The organism is Streptococcus oralis (genome assembly GCF_003943825.1).
GTDB lineage: Bacteria > Bacillota > Bacilli > Lactobacillales > Streptococcaceae > Streptococcus > Streptococcus oralis_CD.
Genome location: NZ_RJNJ01000002.1, coordinates 89,413 through 111,300, shown reverse-complemented (window position 1 = coordinate 111,300; position 21,888 = coordinate 89,413). Strand labels below are relative to the sequence as shown.

Here is a 21,888-nt window from a genome sequence, read left to right as displayed (position 1 = left end):
CACTTGCTTAAGCTTGTCTGCGTTTTTTAGACAAAACAACAAATCCAGCCAAACCAAGACCAATCATCAAGATGAAAGGAAGGTTGTCAATCAAGAGACCAGTAGGGGTAACGTCTGGTAAGCTATTTGTGATAGTGTTATCGTTTGGTTTTTCACCAATAAGGATACTATCTTGAGTGAAATTTGTAGAAACTGTACCAGCTTGATTTTTTGATGCTCCGTTCTCCTTATATGCAGCTGAAGCTGTGTAACCTTGAGATCCAGTTTCAACCAATTTATAACGAGTACCAGCAGGAATTGTGTCAAACACCAAAGATTGATCGTGACGTAGTGTTATAGTCGTTTCTTGACCATAGACAAATGTTTTTGAGGTTTCACCGATTTTACCAGTGATTGATTGTGAAGTTTCTGTAGATGCTTTTGTGAAAGTAAGCTTGAAAGTGAAATCTTTTGATTTATCTGCAGTAGCACCTGACACAACTTTTTTAATTACTAAAGATTTAGCATTTGGATCAACTTTTGAAACATTTGGTTTATTAGGGTTTGGTTCATTTGGATCTGTAATTTTACCAGCATTTTTACGATAGATGTTAGTGAAAAGATCATATTTGTAAGTAGTTCCACTTTCAGATGGTTTTACTTTACCATTCACACTTGGGGATACTTGTTTAAAATACACAGAAGAAATATATGTTCCTCCTGTAGTTTTGTTCTTAACAATAACGTGCATTTCATAGTTGCGATTATCATATGTCATAAAATCAATAGGTGAACCATTTTTTTGAATAACTTTCCAACCAACATTTTGTTTTTCAGCAACAGTATAGACATATTCACCAGCATGTGTATAGTTCACTTCTCTAAAAATATCGCCGGTTTCTTTCTTAATGTTAGTTTGGCCAGTTGCTAAAACGTCTGTTCCAGAATAAGATACATTTTTATCTGTAATTTGACCATTAGAAGAATCAATCGTTTCATAAGGTGCACCATTTGATGATGTACCAGTTTTAGGGGTGAAAGTAAATGTAAAAGTTGCTTCAGGTGTTGTAATTCCTTCCGCAATATTCAACACCTTATTAATAGAAACTTTTGCACTTGTTTCACCAGTTGCTTTGGCAGTTGCCACATCATTATCATCTGCAAATGTTGGCACTCCTCTAAAGACCGACAAGACGGTTACAGCTGCAATACTTGCAGTAACTAATTTTTTCAAAAATGTTTTTTTCATGATTATTCCTTTTATTTTTAAATTTCTTTTTTCATAAATTATCATCAAAAGCCCCGTCGCCTTAGGACTGTTACCACCTTGCCATGGGTATCCTGTATAGGAATGGTTCCAAAAGCACGGCTATCTACAGCCGTTGTTCGATTGTCTCCGAGGACAAAGAGTTGTCCTGCTGGGACTTTCATTGGGAAGGTAGCCCCTTCCTTATAGAGCAGCGTTTCTTTGTAGATATCCTGCTCTTGTTGAGGAGAACCGTTGATGATGAGACCATTTTCGTTTATATCGATCGTACTTCCTTCGGTCGCTATGACACGCGCCACTCTTTCCTTGCCCTTATAACTATAGACGAGCAGATCACCAATCGAATAACGTTTATCCAACCTATAGTAGACAACCAAGTCGCCATCTTTTAAGGCTGGCTTCATGCTATCGTCATTATATCTCAATAGTCCAAAGACAAAAAAGTAAAGGGTGGCCAGTACAAAACCAACCATCAGAAGCTTACTGACTAAGTAGAGGATATCTCCCCATACACTCGGCGGAGACTTATCCCGATTGACTTGTGTTACTGTTTTCTTATGTTTCTTTTTAAGTAGCATTATTTTCTCCCATGTACCACTAGATAGCCGAGTAGGATTGTAAAGAAGATACCTCCTAGAGGAAGGATTATTCCTAACACGAGTGTACTGCTGAAGAAGTCAACTCCGGTTTCAGGTACGCTATTCTTATTATTCGTGACTGTCGCGGACTTATCCCCATCTAGTTTGCCTTCTTGATTTTCATAAGATACCTGATATCCACGCGAAGAGTTTGATTCCTCTTCTACGGTATAGTGACTATCGAGTGGTAGCCCATCAATTTTTATGGTTTGATCTTTGTTGAGATCTATAGACGCTCGACCATTCGTAAATTGTAGAGGGGTTCTTTTATTATTCACCGTTGCATTATAGGTCCCATTCAGTGGACTATTCTGAGCATCCCTAATGTTAATGGTAATCTTGAAGGATTTTAATAGATTGGCAAATACGCCTGTAACTTTTTTTGTGACTGATAAACTTGGAAGCTTGTGATTCGTAACAGTGCTGGTTTCGTCTTTATTCAGATCACCCTCTTGATTCTCATATGTAACGTGGTAACCGTTCGTTGATGCCGCTTCTTCTTCAACCTTGTAATGGGTTCCTCGAGGAAGATAGCTTAGAATACCTTTCCAACGTTTTCGTTTTTCGACACGGATCTCCGCTTCCCCATTCACAACAGTTATCTCGCCAAAAGTTCCATTCAATGGCGTAGAATTAGGAGAGGTTAGTTTTACCTTAATCCTAAACTCTTTGTTCAAGTTACTTTCAGCTTCCAACACTTTCTTAATCGTCAGACTTGGCAATTGTTTATAGATTACCTTGAAGGATGGTTTAGTTTCTGTACCAACATTTTTTATTTCTTTGGTAAAGGCGGGGACGTCTGGTGCAATTAAATCGTATTGATATCCTTTGGCAACTTTTTCAAAGTTCCTCGTTTCATTAGATACGTTTTTACTAACATTCACATTGGTCTTTCGATAGTCTTGATTATCAGGACCTCCGTTCTTGTTCTTTTGAACCAGTTTCAGTTCAACATTACTCGGTTGATCAGCTGTAATGACAGTTCTCGCACCCGTCACACCTTGCCATTCAACTTCCACTGGTACCGTTAATGGATCTGAAGGCTTAAAGGTTGGGTTGTCAGAGTATTCTTTGGTCTTGGTTTGAGAGGTGCCTATTCCATAGGAATAGGTGACACTGGCACCTTTATTGGAGTAGAGTTTATTGACATCAGAACCTTCAGCATCACCAGCCTCTAGTTTTTTATCACCAGCAATAGCATCCAGGGCTTCTTGACTAGATGTAACAGTAAATTTAAGGACATATCTAGCTCCATCTTCTAAGGAATAATTCGGAGAAAATTTAGCCGTAACTTCCACTAATCCTTCTGACGTTGTCTTGGAATCAAAAGTTACTTGATTTTCGGTTAATGTTTCACTACTACCAGCCTTTTCTTTCACTACACGAAACTCTGACGATCCGTTTGGTAATAGCTGGACATACTTAGAAAGAACATCCTTGATAGTCACGTGGTGGACTCCCAGTGGCAGAATCTTATCAGTGATATCTTTGAAACTGTCTTGTAACTGGTCCTCATCATTTGCAGAGAATATTTCATTTGGAATGGAGGCATTATGTTGCCTCATATAATATTGCAGACTGGTAATACTGTCGACATTGTTTGAATAACGAAATTTAATCGAATAGAAACCATCAAGTGTTGGAGCCAAGCTATATGATAGACTATTTAGATTATTATTTAATCTATCCCAAAACCACTGGGGAGCTGTTTCGATATTAGGATCTTCGTTATTGTAGTTATATATAGTGTAACCATTGGCATCGTAGACCATATTCGCAAAGCCATCTGAAAGCAAAATAACGACTTTCTTAGCATTAGATCTTGCACTTCCCATTAACTGGTTGGCCAAGGTTAATCCAGCCCCAATATTGGTCCCAGTACCAATCCCTGACTCAGTACCAATGGAATTACCTCCTGCAATACTCATGTTGTATACCGCTGTTTTAGCAGCACGAGCATTGTTACTCCATCCTAAAATCGTGTTAGCATCATCCCATGGTGAAACACCATCATAGTATTTTGTCATCCGTTCATAGGGCCAGTATGGTCTAAATAGTCTCCATTTATTTCCATCCCAATACTGATCAACCTTTTTATTGTCAATTTTCCCACCAAATCCTACCATAGATAAGCGGTTATTGGAATTGGATAGAATGGTATCAATTAAGCCCTTACGACCATTTGTTCCTCTTAGAGTATTTTTCAATGCGTCAATCCTACTGATCGTCCGTCCATCAAAAGATTGGACATCCTGATTCTGCATACTTCCTGAGAGGTCTGCTACTAAAACAACATCCAAGGGATCCGTTTGGGTCTCCGTTCCCAGTTTGGACGTGATATCCAATGACAACTCATACTTGTCATCCTGTCCTGATATCGGAGTAATTGTTTTATGAAGGGTTGTCTGAGGTTCTGTAGTAGAATCAGCATTTAACAGACTTATCGGAGCACACAAAAAGAGAATAGCTAACAGTGTAACTAAACGGCGCGCAATAATTTGAACTTTCTTAAAATCGAAACGAATGTTCATTTTATTCTCCTTAACTAGAATGTACTAATATTGTTACTATATCAATCTAGGACATTTACAAGATAATTGTACAATAAAGTTCACGCAGTGTCAATTAATATGATTAATTTTATATTATATTAATTAATAAAAGAGTATGATTCTTCTTTGTCTTTCAAACTATTCTATGGTAAAATGAAAAAAGAATAAAAAAATCTCATAAAATATCAATGCATATATTTTATTCTAGAATATCCAAAATTTCATTTAAAAGTCTATTGAATTTGAATTATTATATTTTTTCAAAATTCATGAAATTTTCAGAATAAGGTTTTTTCCGAAGTTTGCATTCTATTTTATGATTGTTAAAGGAGTTTTTATGACTTATCCGAACCTTTTAGATCGTTTCTTGACCTACGTTAAGGTCAATACGCGTTCTGATGAACACTCTACTACTACTCCAAGTACGCAAAGCCAGGTAGATTTTGCGACCAATGTTCTTATTCCTGAAATGAAACGTGTCGGTCTGCAAAACGTCTACTACCTTCCAAATGGTTTTGCTATTGGTACCTTACCAGCTAATGATCCCAGCCTTACACGCAAGATTGGCTTCATCTCCCACATGGATACTGCTGATTTTAATGCTGAGGGAGTTAATCCGCAAGTCATTGAAAATTACGATGGTGGAGTTATCGACTTGGGTGATTCTGGATTTAAACTCGATCCTGCTGATTTCAAGAGCCTTGAGAAATATCCAGGCCAAACGCTTATCACAACTGATGGCACGACCTTGCTGGGTGCTGATGACAAGTCAGGTATTGCTGAAATTATGACTGCTATTGAATATCTGACTGCTCATCCCGAAATCAAACACTGTGAGATTCGAGTTGGTTTTGGACCAGATGAAGAAATCGGTGTTGGAGCTAACAAATTTGATGCTGAAGACTTTAACGTTGACTTTGCCTATACTGTTGATGGTGGTCCGCTAGGTGAGCTTCAGTATGAAACTTTCTCAGCAGCTGCTGCTGAGCTTCATTTCCAAGGGCGCAATGTTCACCCTGGTACTGCTAAAGGACAGATGGTCAATGCCCTTCAGCTAGCGATTGATTTTCATAATCAACTTCCAGAGAATGACCGACCTGAATTGACAGATGGTTATCAAGGTTTCTATCATCTTATGGATGTGACAGGTAGTGTCGAGGAGGCGCGTGCAAGCTACATCATCCGTGACTTTGAAAAAGATGCCTTTGAAGCTCGTAAAGCAGCTATGCAAGCCATCGCTGACAAGATGAATCAAGAGCTTGGGAATGATCGCGTTAGCTTGACTCTGACAGACCAGTACTACAATATGAAAGAAGTCATCGAGAAAGACATGACACCCGTTACCATTGCTAAAGCTGTTATGGAAGATTTAGGGATCGCGCCAATTATCGAACCGATTCGTGGTGGAACAGATGGGTCTAAGATTTCCTTTATGGGGATCCCAACTCCTAATATCTTTGCTGGTGGTGAAAACATGCATGGACGTTTTGAATACGTCAGTCTTCAGACCATGGAGCGTGCGGTGGATACCATCATTGGTATTGTAGCTTATAAAGACTAAAAAAGACGAGGTAGCTCAGCTACTTCGTCTTTCTTTTTATTCGTTTGGTTGAGCACTTGGCTCAGTCTCACTTTTCTCTTGCTTTTCGCTTGATTGAGAAGCAGTTGTTTCACTGCCTTTCTCAGACTTAGATTGACTGTCAGTTTCACTTGCTTTTGAACGAAGTTCTTGGTTCAAGCTAATGATATCTTTAGCTAGAGTGAGGAGACCTTCTTTATCACTACTTTTAGCTGCGAGTTGATCAAAAAGGGCATCGACACGTTCAAAGTCAGCATCAGATCCTTTGTTATCCTCTAAGTACTTGTGAAGAGAGAGCAAGATATTATAGAGTTTTTGGTAGATAATCACCGTTTGTGGATCTTGTTCTGCTTCTTTTTTCTCTCGTTGGATAGTCGCTGCAATACGATTCAAGAGATCCTCAAGTTGTGTTTTAGCTTCGTCAAGGTCTGCATTTTCCTTTTCAGTAGCCGCTTTGATATTAGCTGCTTCTTCAGCTAGGGATTGTTTGACACCATCTTCTTTGACACGTGCTAGGAGTTGAGCAGCTTTAGTTAGGAGAGCATCCACTTCTTCCTTCTTAACATGACTAACCCGCTCTTCTGGCATAAAATCACCGTAGAGTTCTTTTAGGAATTCATAGATGGCGGTCTTAGCAGTTTGACTATCTACTTTTTCCGTATCTAGAATAGTCTTACCAACTTTTGTAGAAACGGGTTCTTCTTTGAGAGCTTCTTCTACTTCTAACTTAGTTTGGTAAATAGTTGGGAATAACTTGTTCAAGTCGGTTGCTTTGAGGAAAGATTGTGACTGGTAAAGTTCCCATGTCAACTTGGCAACACGGTTCCGAAGTTCTTCTCTCAAACGACCATCAGACACATGTTCGTAGAAGTACTTGATGTACTCTACTGTTGTAACCCCTGTCCGATCTCGGAAATCTTGCAAGGCCTGCAGTTTCGCTTCAATGGCAGCCAACTCTGTCTCATCCTGTGCTAGTTTTGCTTCCTGCAAATGTACCAAAAGATCTTTCTTAGGCAAGCCATAAGTATCTGTATCCAATGTATTGATCTTATCTACTAGAGCTTGGTACTTCTTATCTAAAGGTGAAGTTTCAACCGGTGCCACATTTTGGTCCACATGGATATACTGTTTATTAAAGAGATCCAATGCTGCTAGGTATCCAGCAGTTGAGTTTGTTGCCAATTTTTTCATATTTTCGGTGAACTGCCCCAAAGCAAGTTCAACCCGTCTCTGCATGATTGGCTGGTCTTTGTAGAGACTTCTGCTATCTGCTAAAAGTTGATCCACCTTAGATAGAACTGTTTGTTCATCAAATGCTCCAGGTTGATAGGTCGATTGTAGGGCCGGAATCTTATTTTTCAAAGCTACTTCATAGCCCTTGGTTTGAACCTTGATGTAGTGATTGTGGTCTCCGTGAGGAATCACAAAACTACCACTTTCTACCTGTAAACTATAAGGAGATACCCCATCACGTAGGGCAGTCGTATACAGTTCATTTAGGAAATCCAGTTCTGGATTCCCAGTTTGGAGAGGAATACGAACATGTTCTTTTCGAACAGCATAGGGATGGATATGGGTTGGATCATAGGCTTGATCCGGATTTCCAAAGACAAAGAATCCATTTGAAATGCGAATCGCTTCAAGCGGAACCCCGTATGTCTTAGAAATGTAAGCAATCTTTTCTTCATCGCTAGCATCTCTTGAGAAAGACTCTACACTTTTTGCGAGTGGTTGAAGGTGCTGAGGCTGATGATTTTCTTTCAAGTGATCTTGGGCAGCTTTGATTTGGGCTGTAGTCAAGTCCTTCTTAAAGAAATAATGAGCGTGATCTCCATGAGAAACTACAAACCCTTGTTCATCTTCACTAATAACACGGTCAGCTGCAAAACCATGATCATGTTCTTCGCCGTGATGGTGGTCATGCTCCTCTCCATCATGGTCATGTTCTTCATGGTTGGTATCCTGACTTCCATGGTCACCGTCTTGGTCATGATGATCTTGTTGAGCTGGATGCTCTGCTGGTTTGCTAGGATTTTCTAAAGGTGTTGGCTTCCCACTATCGCTAGATAAAGGAATCATACGCGCAATCTTTTCTTCCAAGGCAGAAAGTTTTGTATATGGGATGAAATGATAGTGATTTCCGTGTGGAATCGCTACGCCACTTGGTGTTCTGCTTGAAATCTTAGTAGGATCAAAAATCAAGCCATCTGATTCAGCATAACGTTGACTACTTGGAAGAGCATAGAGTTGCTGCAATAGAGTTTGAAGACTCTCAGCTTGATTACTTGGTGTTTCAGCCTGTTGACTTGGGTTGGTAGTTTGACCAGTCGCGTTTGGACTAGGACGATAGTTAGTCACACTCGGCTGAGTTCTAGTTCCAGAGAGGTAGGCTTGGGCAGCAGCTAATTCGCTAGCAGACAAGGAACTCTTTGGGATATAGTGATAATGTCCACCATGAGGGACAATATAAGCATCACCAGTATCCTCTATAATATCAGACGGATTAAAGATGTAGCCATCGTCGGTAGTATAACGGCCTTGTGATCGCGCAAGTGTCACTGCACTGTTAGAAGTTGGTGCATCGTGAGTATGACCTTGTTTTTGGCGTTCAATTTCGTCCTTCGTACGAACATTATCAGCATGTGCCGCATCTTTAAGGTAGACATAATACTTGCCATCCACCTTGATAATGTAACCACCTTTGATTTCGTTGACAATATCAGCGTCTTTCAGTTGATAATTGGCATCTTTCATCAACAGTTCTTCGCTGAAAATCGCGTCAAAAGGAACTTTACCATTGTAATAATGGAAATGATCACCATGTGAAGTCACATAACCTTGATCGGTGATTTTCACGACAATTTGTTCAGCCTGAATATCTTCTTTTTTGCTAACTTGATCTGGTGTCTGGGTCTCTGTTTTTTGAGAATCTTGCTTCCCATCGACATAAGACACACGGTTATTATCTTTGTTTCCTTCTACCTGGTGTTGGTTCAATGCATAGATGCAAAGACTTAGGGAAAGGACAAGAGCCGATCCTGCTGCAAGGTATTTCTTCTTCATTTTCATCATCTCCTCATTTTAATTCTTCTGCAAGAACATTCATGTTTTCTTCTAGATTTTCTAAGTAAGTTTTGTCATTTTCAGGATCTGCTTCTAAAGGATTGAGTGTCTTTAGGCTAACTCCTGTTGATTTGACCAAGGTCTCAGCGACTTTAGAAGAAGCATTGCTCTCAGTAAAGATGGTTTTGACATTATAAGTTTTGACAAATTCTTGGATTTCTGTCAACTGTCTCGGACTTGGCTCTTGTTCAGGGGAAATCCCTGCTATACCAAGTTGTTTCAAACCAAAGCGTTTAGCGAGATAAGAAAAGGCTGTGTGTTGTGTAACAAAGGTCTTTTGACTCGCTTTTTCAAAAATAGGCTGGTACTTCTTAGTCAATTCTTGGGCTTTAGCGATAAAGTTTTTAGCATTCTTTTGATACGTTTCCTTATTAGCAATATCAATCTCCGAAAGTTTATCCGCAATAATCTGCGCCTCTTCGCCTGCTTTTTCAGGATCTAACCAAGTGTGAGGGTCATAGAGTGTTTTTTCATCGATGCCGTCACCAGCTTCAACATCTTCCAAACCTGGTACACGCTCCAACGTCATTCCTTCAGAAGCTTCTAAAACCTTAACTTTTGAGTTTTTCAAGTTAGGATCTAGACTTCCAGCCCAAGATTCGAGCGTATGAGAATGGTAGACAAAGACATCCGCGTCATAAATAGCAGCAATGTCATTTGCTGACGGTTCAAAGGAGTGAATCCCACTACTTGACTGAATCATCCGTACATCATTCAAGTCCCCCGATACCTCTTTGACCATGGCATAGATTGGATAAAAACTTGTTACAATCTTCATCCCTTTTGCTTCTTGTTTTTCTTTTTGGCTACATGCTCCTAAGACAAGAACCAAGAGACCTACCACTAATAATAGAAATATTCTTTTTTTCATTGTTACTCCTTAACTAGTATTTAACCATTTAATTAACTAGTAAATAGTTTATCTTTATTTACACTATATGTCAAGATATTTTACATATTTTCATGAAAAAAATGAGAACTAGAACTTACATTCTGTTCTCATTTTCGATTTTAACTTTTCTAGTTCTCCTATCCTGTTTTTAGGATCTAGAAAATGCTACTACCTTTACTTGCTCTCCTTTAATAAAGCCAACAACTTTTCAGCTTCAGCCATAATGGTATTGTTATCCTGAGCACCAAATAGCAGGTTATTTTTTAAGCCAGTGAGAGTTTCTTTGGCATTGGACTTGATAATGGGGTCTTGGATCTTTGCAAGTAGCTCTTCAGCCTCTCTCAACTTCGCTTCAACCTTTTCAGTCTCGACCTGAGGTTCTTCTGGTTCCTCTGGTGATTCTTCTTCCGGCTCCTCAGTTGGTTTTGGAGATTCTGGTTTCTCACTTTGAGGCTTCTCTTCGCGTGGCTTTTCTTCCTCAGGTTTGTCTGTCCGAGGTTTCTCCTCTGATGGTTTTTCCGTTTGATTGGTATCAGCTTGACCATTTTGGTTTCTTTGAACATGGTCACTTGCATTGCCCCAACCACTATCTGAATGCGGACGTTCGTTTGGATGTTCGACATAGTACTTGACAGTCGCAAAGAGATCTTCTAGACTATACCCCTTAGGTGCCTCATAAAGTCCTTCGTCAAACCACTCAAATTTGATGTTATGGTAATGATCATAATGAGGAATGATTAAACTACCATTTTTAACTTCCACGGTATGTTGGAGATTGTAAGGCATACGATCAAGCGGCACCTTCTTAGCTGCTTTCACGCGGTTGTAGATAGCTTCTGCTCCTTTAGCCTCCGTATTTCCTGGATTCTGATGGTCTGTTGAAGGAGGAGTCAAACCTTTCTCTTTAGCATAAACCTGGGCTGCCGCTCTTTCGGCTTCAGACAAACTATCTTTTTTAATCCAATGGCTATGGGTCATATGTGGAGTTACATAGGCATCCCCCTCATCACTAGTGATATCACGAGGATCAAAGATATAGCCATCTTCTGTTGTATACTTGCCTGCCAACTTAGCTACCTGAATCTCATCATTAGTGTAGGCAATTTGCGCATTTGGTTTTCCTAAACGTTCTGGATGACGAATCGGTGCTAAAAAGGCCAAGATATCATCCACCAACTTGATTTTATCACTTGAGGCATCATTGAGACGTTCCAACAGTTTATCCAAAGTGTCAAATTCAGCTTGACGCCCTTTATTAGCAAGTAAGTCTTGATGAATTCTTGCTAGCAAGTCATAAGCCTTATTGTAAAATCCTTGATCACTAGATGGGAGGTTGGTTTTCTTAGCTCCTAGCTTATGAGCTAAACTTTCTTGCTTAGCTAGTTTACTATCAATGGCTGCAGCAGTTTCTGCTGAAAGTTCCTTGGCAGGAATATAACGAGATGTTCCATTTTCCTCAAATACATAACCATCAGCTACTTTTCGAATCACCTGTTTGACCAATTTTTCGTCAATTGGATTGCTTGGAGATGGTTGAGGATTTGGTGCAGGTTGTGGGCTTGGACTAGGTTCCGGAGTCGGTTGTGGACTTGGTTGTTCTGGTCTTGAATCCGGCAGCCAATGGTTCGAACGATAGCGAAGTGGGATGATGCGAGCGATTCGTTCTTCCAATTCAGACATTTGTGAATAAGGGATGAAATGGTAATGGTTCCCATGAGGCACAGCAACTCCTCTAGCTGTTCGACTTGTAATCTGTGCTGGGTCGAAGACAAGGCCATCAGATTCTACGTGTCGTTGGCTGAGCGGCAAGGCGTAAAGTTGTTTCAGAAGGCTATCAATATCCTCATCACTTTGACTTGCTTGACTATCGTCACTACTGTTGTTAGATGTGTTCGTGTTCGTATAGCCACTGCCTTGGTTATTATAGGATGGGCTCCATCTATCTACATCGCTGCTAGCACTGTTGTTATTGGTACGGCGATAAGTAGGCGCCTTTGATTGGCCACTTCTACCAGATAGAAAGGCTTCTGCAGCAGCCAATTCGCTGGCTGATAACTCACTCTTAGGAATATAGTGGTAATGATCGCCATGAGGAACGATGTAAGCATCACCAGTATCTTCAATGATATCAGAGGCATTAAAGATGTAGCCATCATCTGTGGTGTAGCGTCCTTGTGAACGTGCCAAAGCTACCGCACCATCATTTGCTGAAGTTCCTCCTTCACGATGCTGACTATGCTCTTGTTTTTGTCGATTAATTTCTTCTTTCGTACGGACATTATCTGCATGGGACGCATCCTTAAGGTAGACATAGTATTTTCCGTCCACCTTGATCACATAACCACCCTTGATTTCACTGACAATATCCTCGTCTTTTAGTGTATAGTTTGGATCCTTCATCAGCAACTCTTCACTGATGATAGCGTCGTAAGGAACCTTGCCATTGTAATAATGATAGTGGTCACCGTGTGAAGTGACATAGCCCTGGTCTGTTATCTTGATGACGATTTGTTCGGCATTGATACCTTCTTTTTTACTGACCTCATCAGGAGTCAGATTCTCCGTTTTTTGCGTTGCTTGTTTTCCATCTATATAGGAAACTCGATTATTTTCCTTAACCGTTCTTGCTTGATAAAGTCCCAACTCGTAAGAACAAACACTTAAAATCAAAGCTGCCGCAGAACCAGCAAGGTATTTCTTATTAACTTTCATCGAAACTCACTTTCTTTTTTGATATTTCTATTTGCAATTCATTTCTAAATTGCAGCAACTCCTCTCTATTACTTAACTGGTTAATAGTTTACTCCTAAATTTGCAACTTGTCAAGAATTTTATGAACCAGTTAAGTATTTTTTTATTCTTCACCGCTACTTTCTCTAGAATGGACTTTATATAAAAAAGATTTTCTTGAAAATTCTTTAAAAAAATCCCTGCAACTGAGTTGCAAGGACTTTTCGATTAATCAAAATTAACGTATTCTTTTTGAAGTTCAAGAACTTCTTCCATTGTTGAGCATTCTGTAAGGGCACGGTTTGCGTACTCTTCCATCTTAGCTGTATCGAGTTTCTTCATCAAGCTACGTGTACGAAGTACAGATGTTGCTGACATAGAGAACTCATCCAAGCCCATTCCGACAAGAAGTGGAACAGCTTTTTGGTCACCAGCCATCTCACCACACATACCTGCCCATTTACCTTCAGCGTGAGCTGCTTTGATAACGTTGTTAATCAAACGTAGGATTGATGGGTTGTATGGTTGGTAAAGGTATGAAACTTGCTCATTCATACGGTCTGCTGCCATTGTGTATTGGATCAAGTCGTTTGTACCAATTGAGAAGAAGTCAACTTCTTTAGCAAATTGGTCTGCAAGCATTGCTGCTGCTGGGATTTCGATCATGATACCAACTTGGATATTATCCGCAACTGCAACACCTTCAGCAAGAAGGTTTGCTTTTTCTTCGTCAAAGACTGCTTTCGCTGCACGGAATTCTTTCAAGAGCGCAACCATTGGGAACATGATACGCAATTGACCGTGAACAGACGCACGAAGAAGGGCACGGATTTGTGTGCGGAACATAGCATCTCCAGTCTCAGAGATAGAGATACGAAGGGCACGGAATCCAAGGAATGGGTTCATTTCGTGAGGCATATCGAAGTAAGGAAGCTCCTTATCTCCACCGATATCCATTGTACGAACGACAACAGGTTTACCGTTCATTCCTTCAAGTACAGCCTTGTAAGCTTCATACTGCTCGTCTTCTGTTGGGAAGTCTTGAGAATCCATGTACAAGAACTCTGTACGGTAAAGACCAACAGCTTCAGCACCGTTATCATTGACACCTTCAACGTCTTTTGGAGTACCGATGTTGGCAGCCAATTCAAAGTGTTTACCATCAGCAGTTACTGTTTTAGCATCTTTCAAGAGAGCCCATTCAGCTTTTTGTTTCGCATAAGCTTCACCAGCAGCCTTGAATTCAGCCGCTTGCTCATCAGTTGGATTGATAATAACCTCACCTGTGATACCGTTAACGGCAAGAATATCACCGTCTTTAACGATTTCAGTGATGTTGTTTGTTCCCAATACTGCTGCAATTTCAAGTGTACGCGCCATGATAGCAGAGTGGCTTGTACGTCCACCAATGTTGGTTACAAAAGCTTTTACAAAGTTTTTGTCCAATTGAGCTGTATCTGAAGGAGTCAAGTCATGCGCAATCACAATCACTTCTTCATTGATAGAAGCTGGGTTTGGCAATTTTTTACCAAGGAGGTTGGCCAATACACGTTTTGTCACGTCGCGGATATCCGCAGCGCGTTCTTGCATGTATGGGTTGTCTTCCATGCCTTCAAAGATAGTGATAAACATGTCTGTTACTTCTTTCAGACCTGCTTCTGCATTCACTTTCTTCGCACGGATTGTTTCCTTGATTTGGCTGATCATTTCTGGGTCAGCAAGAACCATTAAGTGAGCGTCAAAAACTTGAGCTGCTTCTTCACCGAGCGTACCTACTGCTTTCTCGCGAATAACAGAAAGCTCGTCTTGTGATGCCTGTAGAGCGGCATCAAGGCGAGCTTCTTCTGCGTTTGTATCTTCGACTGTAATAGTCTCAAATGACAAATCCGGTTGAACGAGTAGATATGCTTTTGCAACTGCAACACCGTCAGATGCTGCGATTCCTTTAAGCATTTCTGTCATTTTCCTTATGCCAATCCTTCTTTTTCCATAGTTTCAGTGATAGCAGCGATTGCGTCGTCAGCATCTGCACCTTCAGCTGAAATTGTAACGTCAGCACCTTGGCCAACACCAAGACTCATAACACCCATGATAGATTTAAGATTTACTGATTTACCTTTGTATTCAAGAGTGATATCTGAAGCAAATTTGCTAGCTGTTTGAACCAACAATGTTGCTGGACGCGCGTGAATACCTGTTTCTGCCACTACGTGGAAATCTTTAGAAGCCATAGTTTGACTCTCCTTTAGTTATTTCTTTTTTGAGTTATATGTGATAACCCTTACAAGACTGTATTATATCACCTTCTAGATAATTTTTCAAGTATTTTATGGACTTTTACTGAAAATGAAATTACTTCTTTTTCTATTAAATGAGCACTCTAGTAACTAAATAGCATATCTAAACACTAATTGTTCAAAGAATGTCATCATCAAAATTCAATTTTCAAAGCTATTTTCCCTTAATACCAATCAGAGGACAATCCTAGTAAATAATGAAATAATACTATTTAACTATAATTAATATAACTCAGTAAATCCATTATTTGAAAAGACTTCATCAAATCCTGAAATTCTAAAACCTACTCTTACCATCAACAGTAGAGAATTTATCCAATTTGCTACTTAAAGTAAAATAAGTTTGTAGCCCCTAACAGTAAAAAGGTAGATATATCTAAGTGGTATAAGTAGAACTAAAACTTTGATTGATTCCATTCAAATAAAGTATCCAACCAATCAAAAACGACATTATGGGCGAGTCTTAGATTATTGACTTGGCAATGAGCGTCCGCACCACTTTCCGCCTCAAATACTTGAAGTTTAGTTTGTTGATTTTTAGATTTAAGTTCTTCATAAATCACCTTAGTTTGATGCTGCAGTTCAGCACCCTCACCCTTTCCCATGATAAAAAGGCATGGGCATTGAATTTTTTGGTAATCCACAATCTTTGCATGGTTAAATACATCATCAATAGCACTCTTAAAATCAGAAGTACCAAACTGCCATGCATACTTTTTAAGATTTAAATTTGCTGATTCATTCCAATTTCCAGCTAATTTTAAAATGGCATTTATTAACCAACTAGGTGCTTTCAAACTTGATCCAAATTCTTTTCTGAAAAGTTCTGCAACGTCGTAAATAGGGGTACTAGCAATCCAAGCATGAATTCTTGGATCCTTTTCGACAGCTTGTGCAGTAAAATATCCCCCTCCGCTGACACCATAAATAGCTAAATAATTTAGTTTAGGATTTCTATTTTCCAACCAGTCTATGCATAATGAAATTGGAATAGAAGCATCCACATCAAAGACCAGCCCTCTACTAGGATTGCTCCCTTGACCAGGAAGATCAACCATTAAAACATTATAATTTCGTATCCATCCAGGATATCCTGCAAAGTAAAATAAATCTTCGCGATAAGTATCACCTCCACCAATCATGATTATCGTTGGGCAATTATCGTCGCTATGAAGATAATAACCAGGCAAGTAAGAACCCTGATAGGGAATAGTTAATTTTTCAATCGGTGCACCTAGTGAATGAATTGCACTAGAAAACACCTTCTCCATTTGACGAACGGTCGGTAAATACTCTTCAGAAAATGGATCGGTAAATTGGATTGCCGAGCGAAGTGAGTAGGTCTGTGCAAGATAATACTGCGCCTTTGTTTGTTCACTCAATCCTGAATTACTTGCTTCTTGTTCAAGGTAGTTTACATGCGATAAAAATACATTTTTCCAGTCATCAGGCTTTGGTGAGTTCCCCAATCTTTGAGCAAGATAATAAAGCTCTCCATGAGAGAAACCAAAAATTTCACCGATTCCTAACAACCAATTGAAGAAAAAATCCGTATCACCATTCTTAAAAAATATTTGAGTCGATTGCCGTTTTAAAATAACATCATTTTCTTTCACCACGCGCCTCCTAATTCTGTGTTCTTTCATTCATTTAATCTAATTATAATCTGATAACATTCTCTATCAAACAAAAGCATTCAGATATCCATTTTTTAATCTTATAATCACAGATAGTGTATCACATAAAATGAACTTTTTCAAACATTGTATTTATATACTCCTTATGAAAGGATACGAAACTCATAAGTATCCTATATAAAATTAACCAATGATCCATTTTTATGAATACATCATAATCTGTCATTTCCACTTTGGTTATATTTTAGATATTCTAATACAAAATATTGGGACATCTTGTGTAGAAAATTTCTTTTTTTCGTAAATATTACAGTTTCTATTTTATTAAAGTATTGTCTCAGCTAGACTTATTCCTGTTCTTACGATTTTTGCTATTTTCTTCGTTTTCCTTTCTGATAACTTGCTGAAAATCTTCTATTTATCTTACCAATATACAGTATATAGTTTTTTTGTTTTGATAAACTTTGATAGTTCAATGAAAACCCAATTTTACACTCTGACAAAACACTATATCTTGTGCTTTGTTTTTGAAACTGTAACTTTTTAGCACAAGATTTAGTTTAAAAAGTTTGACAAAGTTTTTTTTTCTGATATACTAAGAAAGTAATCTATTTTGAAAGAGGAGTTACGAAAATGGTAACCGTTTATTCTAAAAACAACTGTGTCCAATGTAAGATGACCAAGCGTTTCTTGGACAGCAACAATGTCGCTTATCGTGAGATCAATCTCGACGAGCAACCAGAGTACATCGATCAAGTTAAAGAGCTCGGTTTCAGCGCTGCTCCTGTTATCCAAACACCAACTGAAGTCTTTTCAGGCTTCCAACCAGGAAAACTGAAACAATTAGCATAATCTTAGTACATCATCCAGAAGAGATTGCTTCTAGGGCTAACTTAGAGGCCTTTCTTTTGTAATTAGATAAAGGAAATTTTATGGGATTAAAACATCTTGAGGACGTAACTTACTTCCGTCTCAATAACGAAATCAACCGTCCTGTTAATGGACAAATCATGCTTCATAAAGATAAGGAAGCCTTGGATGCCTTCTTTAAAGAAAATGTGGTTCCAAATACCATGGTTTTTGATTCAATTACTGATAAAATCAACTACCTCATTGAACACAACTACATCGAAACTGCATTTCTCAAGAAATACCGTCCAGAGTTTTTGGAAGAATTGCATCAATTTATTAAGGACCAAAACTTCCAATTCAAGTCTTTCATGGCTGCCTATAAGTTTTACAACCAGTATGCCTTGAAGACTAATGACGGTGAATATTACCTTGAAAGTATGGAAGACCGTGTCTTCTTTAATGCACTTTATTTTGCTGACGGGGATGAAGCGATTGCGACTGATATTGCCAATGAAATCATCCACCAACGCTACCAACCTGCTACTCCTTCCTTCTTAAATGCTGGTCGCGCGCGTCGTGGAGAGTTGGTATCTTGCTTCTTGATCCAAGTGACGGATGATATGAACTCTATCGGACGTTCTATCAACTCAGCTCTTCAACTTTCACGTATCGGTGGTGGTGTAGGAATTTCCCTCAGCAACCTTCGTGAAGCTGGAGCTCCTATTAAAGGTTATGAAGGTGCTGCTTCTGGTGTCGTTCCAGTTATGAAACTCTTCGAAGACAGTTTCTCCTACTCCAACCAATTGGGTCAACGTCAAGGTGCTGGGGTTGTCTACCTCAATGTCTTTCACCCAGATATCATCGCCTTCCTTTCCACTAAGAAAGAAAATGCTGATGAAAAAGTTCGTGTAAAGACCCTTTCACTCGGTGTTGTGGTGCCCGATAAATTCTACGAATTAGCTCGTAAAAATGAAGAAATGTATCTCTTTAGCCCTTACTCTGTAGAGCTTGAGTACGGTGTGCCATTCAACTACATCGACATCACTGAAAAATACGATGAATTAGTCGCAAATCCAAATATCCGCAAGACAAAAATCAAGGCGCGTGATTTAGAAACTGAAATCTCTAAATTGCAACAAGAATCTGGTTACCCTTATGTCGTCAACATTGATACGGCTAACCGTGCAAATCCTGTTGATGGAAAGATTATCATGAGTAACTTGTGTTCTGAGATTCTTCAAGTTCAAGAACCAAGCTTGATCAACGATGCTCAAGAATTCCTTCAAATGGGAACGGACGTTTCATGTAACCTTGGATCAACAAACGTGGTCAACATGATGACGTCACCTGACTTTGGTCGTTCTATTCGCGCTATGGTTCGTGCCCTTACTTTCGTTACAGATAGTTCACACATCGTAGCTGTTCCTACTATCGACCACGGAAACAGTTTAGCTCACACCTTTGGTCTTGGTGCCATGGGACTTCATAGTTACCTTGCCCAACAACTCATCGAATATGGATCAGCTGAGTCTGTTGAATTCACTAGCATCTACTTTATGCTTATGAACTACTGGACCTTGGTAGAATCTAATAACATCGCGCGTGAACGCGGTATCACCTTCCATAACTTTGAAAAATCAGATTATGCTAACGGAAGCTACTTTGACAAGTATGTGACAGGCGAGTTTGTTCCAAAATCAGACCGTGTTAAAGAACTCTTTAAAGATGTCTTTATTCCAAGCGCTGCTGATTGGGCTGAACTTCGCGAAAAGGTTCAAGAAGATGGTCTTTATCACCAAAACCGTCTAGCTGTTGCTCCAAATGGTTCTATCAGCTACATCAACGACGTTTCTGCTTCTATCCATCCTATTACACAACGTATCGAAGAACGCCAAGAGAAGAAAATCGGTAAAATCTACTATCCAGCTGCAGGCTTGTCTACAGATACCATTCCTTACTACACTTCTGCTTACGACATGGATATGCGTAAGGTGATTGATGTTTACGCTGCCGCAACTGAACACGTGGACCAAGGGCTTTCACTCACTCTCTTCATGCGTAGTGACATTCCAAAAGGTCTTTACGAATGGAAGAAAGAGAACAAACAAACGACACGTGACTTGTCTATCCTTCGTAACTATGCCTTCAACAAGGGTATCAAGTCTATCTACTACGTCCGTACCTTTACAGACGACGGTGGGGAAGTTGGTGCTAACCAATGTGAAAGCTGTGTGATTTAATTTTTATCTGGGGCAACCACATTTTCTCAGACTACTGATTAAGTTCCCCATCATACAAAACTTGATAAGTATCTTAAATACCATGAAAAACTAAAAAGTCGGCCTTCCGACTTTTTGTACGATACTCTTCTCAGACTATGATAAAATAGAGATGATTCGACAATCGCATTATTACATACAGAAAGAGATTTCAAATGGAAACTTACTACAAAGCCATTAACTGGAATGCCATCGAAGATGTCATCGACAAATCAACTTGGGAAAAGCTGACAGAGCAATTCTGGCTCGATACGCGTATCCCCTTGTCAAATGACCTAGACGACTGGAGAAAACTATCAAACAAAGAAAAAGACTTGGTCGGAAAAGTCTTTGGTGGTTTGACCCTTTTGGATACCATGCAATCTGAAACAGGGGTTCAAGCGCTTCGCGCAGACATCCGTACACCGCATGAGGAAGCTGTTTTCAACAACATCCAGTTTATGGAATCTGTCCACGCAAAATCTTACTCTTCTATCTTTTCAACCTTGAATACTAAGGCTGAAATCGAAGAAATCTTTGAATGGACCAACACTAACCCCTACCTACAAAGAAAAGCGGAGATTATCAATGAAATCTACCTCAATGGTAGCCCGCTGGAAAAGAAAGTTGCCAGCGTTTTCCTTGAAACCTTCCTCTTCTACTCTGGTTTCTTTACTCCCCTCTACTATCTCGGTAACAACAAACTGGCCAACGTTGCGGAAATCATCAAACTAATCATTCGTGATGAGTCTGTTCACGGAACCTACATTGGTTACAAATTCCAACTTGGGTTCAATGAATTGCCTGAAGAAGAGCAAGAAAAACTCAAAGAATGGATGTACGACCTGCTCTATACCCTCTACGAGAACGAAGAGGGCTATACAGAAAGCCTCTATGACGGTGTTGGCTGGACTGAGGAAGTTAAAACCTTCCTTCGTTACAATGCCAATAAGGCTCTTATGAACCTAGGACAAGATCCACTCTTCCCAGATTCAGCTGATGATGTCAATCCAATCGTTATGAACGGAATTTCAACAGGAACTTCTAACCACGACTTCTTCTCTCAAGTCGGAAATGGTTACCTCCTTGGTGAAGTTGAAGCCATGCAAGACGAGGACTACAACTACGGTTTAGACTAATTTGGCCGACCATTCAAAATATCATGGTTTGTTTAAAACAACCATGATATTTTTGTTTTTGTTTTATTTTGTTTTTTTCTATTTGATTGATTGAGCGTTTTATGGTAAGATAATAATAGTAGAAATCGAGGTGATAAGGATGCTAAAGCAAGAAAAACTAGATAGTATTCTAGAAGCAGTAAATACAAAAGGCACCATTACTGTAAAAGAGATTATGGAAAGTCTTGATGTGTCAGATATGACAGCTCGCCGCTATTTACAAGAACTAGCAGACAAGGATTTGCTGGTCCGTGTGCATGGTGGCGCTGAAAAACTTCGTACAGGTTCTCTCTTAAACAACGAACGCTCAAACGTCGAAAAACAAGGCTTGCAGATTGCTGAAAAACAAGAAATTAGCCGTTTTGCAGGTCATTTGATTGACGAAGGTGAAACCATTTTTATTGGTCCAGGAACAACCTTAGAATGTTTTGCTCGTGAACTCCCTATCGATAATATTCGTGTTGTAACAAACAGTCTTCCTGTTTTTCTCATTCTAAACGAACGAAAACTAACAGATTTGATCTTGATTGGTGGAAATTATCGCTCTATCACTGGTGCTTTTGTAGGGACACTTACTTTACAGGATTTGACCAATCTTCAGTTTTCTAAAGCTTTTGTAAGCTGTAATGGTATTAAGGATAAGGCAATTGCTACTTTCAGTGAAGAAGAGGGCGAGGTACAACAAATCGCCTTGAACAATGCCAATAAAAAATACTTACTGGCAGACCACAGCAAGTTTAATAAGTTTGATTTTTACACGTTCTACAATATCTCAGAGATTGATACCATCGTTTCAGATTCCAAACTGAGTCAGGAGGCATTTGAAGAGCTGTCGGAACAAACAACCATTCTTTTATCAAAACCATAAAAATTCCCCTGCCTTTTGGCGGGGAATTTTTGTTGAAT

The 21,888-nt window shown here is 39.4% G+C and carries 14 protein-coding genes; 5 read left to right on the top strand and 9 right to left on the bottom strand.

Annotated features, from left to right (window positions below):
- Window positions 1–7 precede the first annotated feature (7 nt).
- The 3 genes from D8863_RS02205 to pitA are packed head-to-tail and all read right to left on the bottom strand — an operon-like array spanning window position 8 to window position 4,415.
- Window positions 8–1,273 carry a DUF7601 domain-containing protein gene (locus tag D8863_RS02205; RefSeq protein WP_312023388.1) on the bottom strand — a complete coding sequence of 422 codons (1,266 nt, stop codon included), beginning with the start codon at window positions 1,271–1,273 and terminating at the stop codon, window positions 8–10.
- Window positions 1,273–1,824, bottom strand: a complete 552-nt coding sequence (sipA, locus tag D8863_RS02200) for a PI-2 pilus system signal peptidase SipA (protein WP_125440946.1) — start codon at window positions 1,822–1,824, stop codon at window positions 1,273–1,275. Before sipA ends, D8863_RS02205 begins: the two co-directional genes overlap by 1 nt.
- The gene (gene pitA / locus D8863_RS02195) at window positions 1,824–4,415 is read right to left on the bottom strand and encodes a PI-2 pilus tip adhesin PitA (RefSeq protein WP_125440945.1); all 2,592 of its coding nucleotides are present in this window, start codon (window positions 4,413–4,415) and stop codon (window positions 1,824–1,826) included. The genes sipA and pitA overlap by 1 nt, the downstream gene beginning before the upstream one ends.
- Before the next feature lie 358 nt (window positions 4,416–4,773).
- Between pitA and pepT the strand changes: the two genes are divergently transcribed.
- Window positions 4,774–5,997, top strand: coding sequence for a peptidase T (gene pepT, locus D8863_RS02190; RefSeq protein WP_000222029.1), 1,224 nt, complete (start codon window positions 4,774–4,776; stop codon window positions 5,995–5,997).
- 36 nt (window positions 5,998–6,033) lie between these two features.
- Here pepT and D8863_RS02185 read toward each other — a convergent pair whose 3' ends face one another.
- The 6 genes from D8863_RS02185 to D8863_RS02160 all read right to left on the bottom strand — a co-directional run bounded on the left by D8863_RS02185 (window position 6,034) and on the right by D8863_RS02160 (window position 16,673).
- Window positions 6,034–9,078: a pneumococcal-type histidine triad protein gene (locus tag D8863_RS02185; RefSeq protein WP_125440944.1), complete on the bottom strand. Its 3,045-nt coding sequence runs from the start codon at window positions 9,076–9,078 to the stop codon at window positions 6,034–6,036.
- Window positions 9,079–9,091: 13 nt separating this feature from the next.
- Entirely contained in the window at window positions 9,092–10,009 is a 918-nt protein-coding gene (locus D8863_RS02180) for a metal ABC transporter solute-binding protein, Zn/Mn family (protein ID WP_125440943.1), read from the bottom strand.
- A gap of 195 nt (window positions 10,010–10,204) precedes the next feature.
- The gene (locus D8863_RS02175) at window positions 10,205–12,742 is read right to left on the bottom strand and encodes a pneumococcal-type histidine triad protein (protein ID WP_125440942.1); all 2,538 of its coding nucleotides are present in this window, start codon (window positions 12,740–12,742) and stop codon (window positions 10,205–10,207) included.
- Window positions 12,743–12,988: 246 nt separating this feature from the next.
- A complete protein-coding gene (gene ptsP, locus D8863_RS02170) occupies window positions 12,989–14,722 on the bottom strand; it encodes a phosphoenolpyruvate--protein phosphotransferase (protein WP_025171514.1) in 1,734 nt (577 codons plus the stop codon).
- A 5-nt stretch (window positions 14,723–14,727) separates the two neighbouring features.
- The gene (locus D8863_RS02165; RefSeq protein WP_000146948.1) at window positions 14,728–14,991 is read right to left on the bottom strand and encodes a phosphocarrier protein HPr; all 264 of its coding nucleotides are present in this window, start codon (window positions 14,989–14,991) and stop codon (window positions 14,728–14,730) included.
- Between the two features lie 461 nt (window positions 14,992–15,452).
- A complete protein-coding gene (locus D8863_RS02160; RefSeq protein ID WP_000661899.1) occupies window positions 15,453–16,673 on the bottom strand; it encodes an alpha/beta hydrolase family protein in 1,221 nt (406 codons plus the stop codon).
- Window positions 16,674–17,327: 654 nt separating this feature from the next.
- Here D8863_RS02160 and nrdH point away from each other — a divergent pair.
- From nrdH to D8863_RS02140, 4 genes are all read left to right on the top strand, one after another.
- A complete protein-coding gene (nrdH, locus tag D8863_RS02155) occupies window positions 17,328–17,546 on the top strand; it encodes a glutaredoxin-like protein NrdH (protein WP_000259240.1) in 219 nt (72 codons plus the stop codon).
- 80 nt (window positions 17,547–17,626) lie between these two features.
- Window positions 17,627–19,786, top strand: a complete 2,160-nt coding sequence (gene nrdE / locus D8863_RS02150; RefSeq protein WP_125440941.1) for a class 1b ribonucleoside-diphosphate reductase subunit alpha — start codon at window positions 17,627–17,629, stop codon at window positions 19,784–19,786.
- 194 nt (window positions 19,787–19,980) lie between these two features.
- Window positions 19,981–20,943, top strand: coding sequence for a class 1b ribonucleoside-diphosphate reductase subunit beta (gene nrdF, locus D8863_RS02145; RefSeq protein WP_000451372.1), 963 nt, complete (start codon window positions 19,981–19,983; stop codon window positions 20,941–20,943).
- 139 nt (window positions 20,944–21,082) lie between these two features.
- Window positions 21,083–21,850, top strand: coding sequence for a DeoR/GlpR family DNA-binding transcription regulator (locus tag D8863_RS02140; protein WP_125440940.1), 768 nt, complete (start codon window positions 21,083–21,085; stop codon window positions 21,848–21,850).
- Window positions 21,851–21,888: the final 38 nt, after the last annotated feature.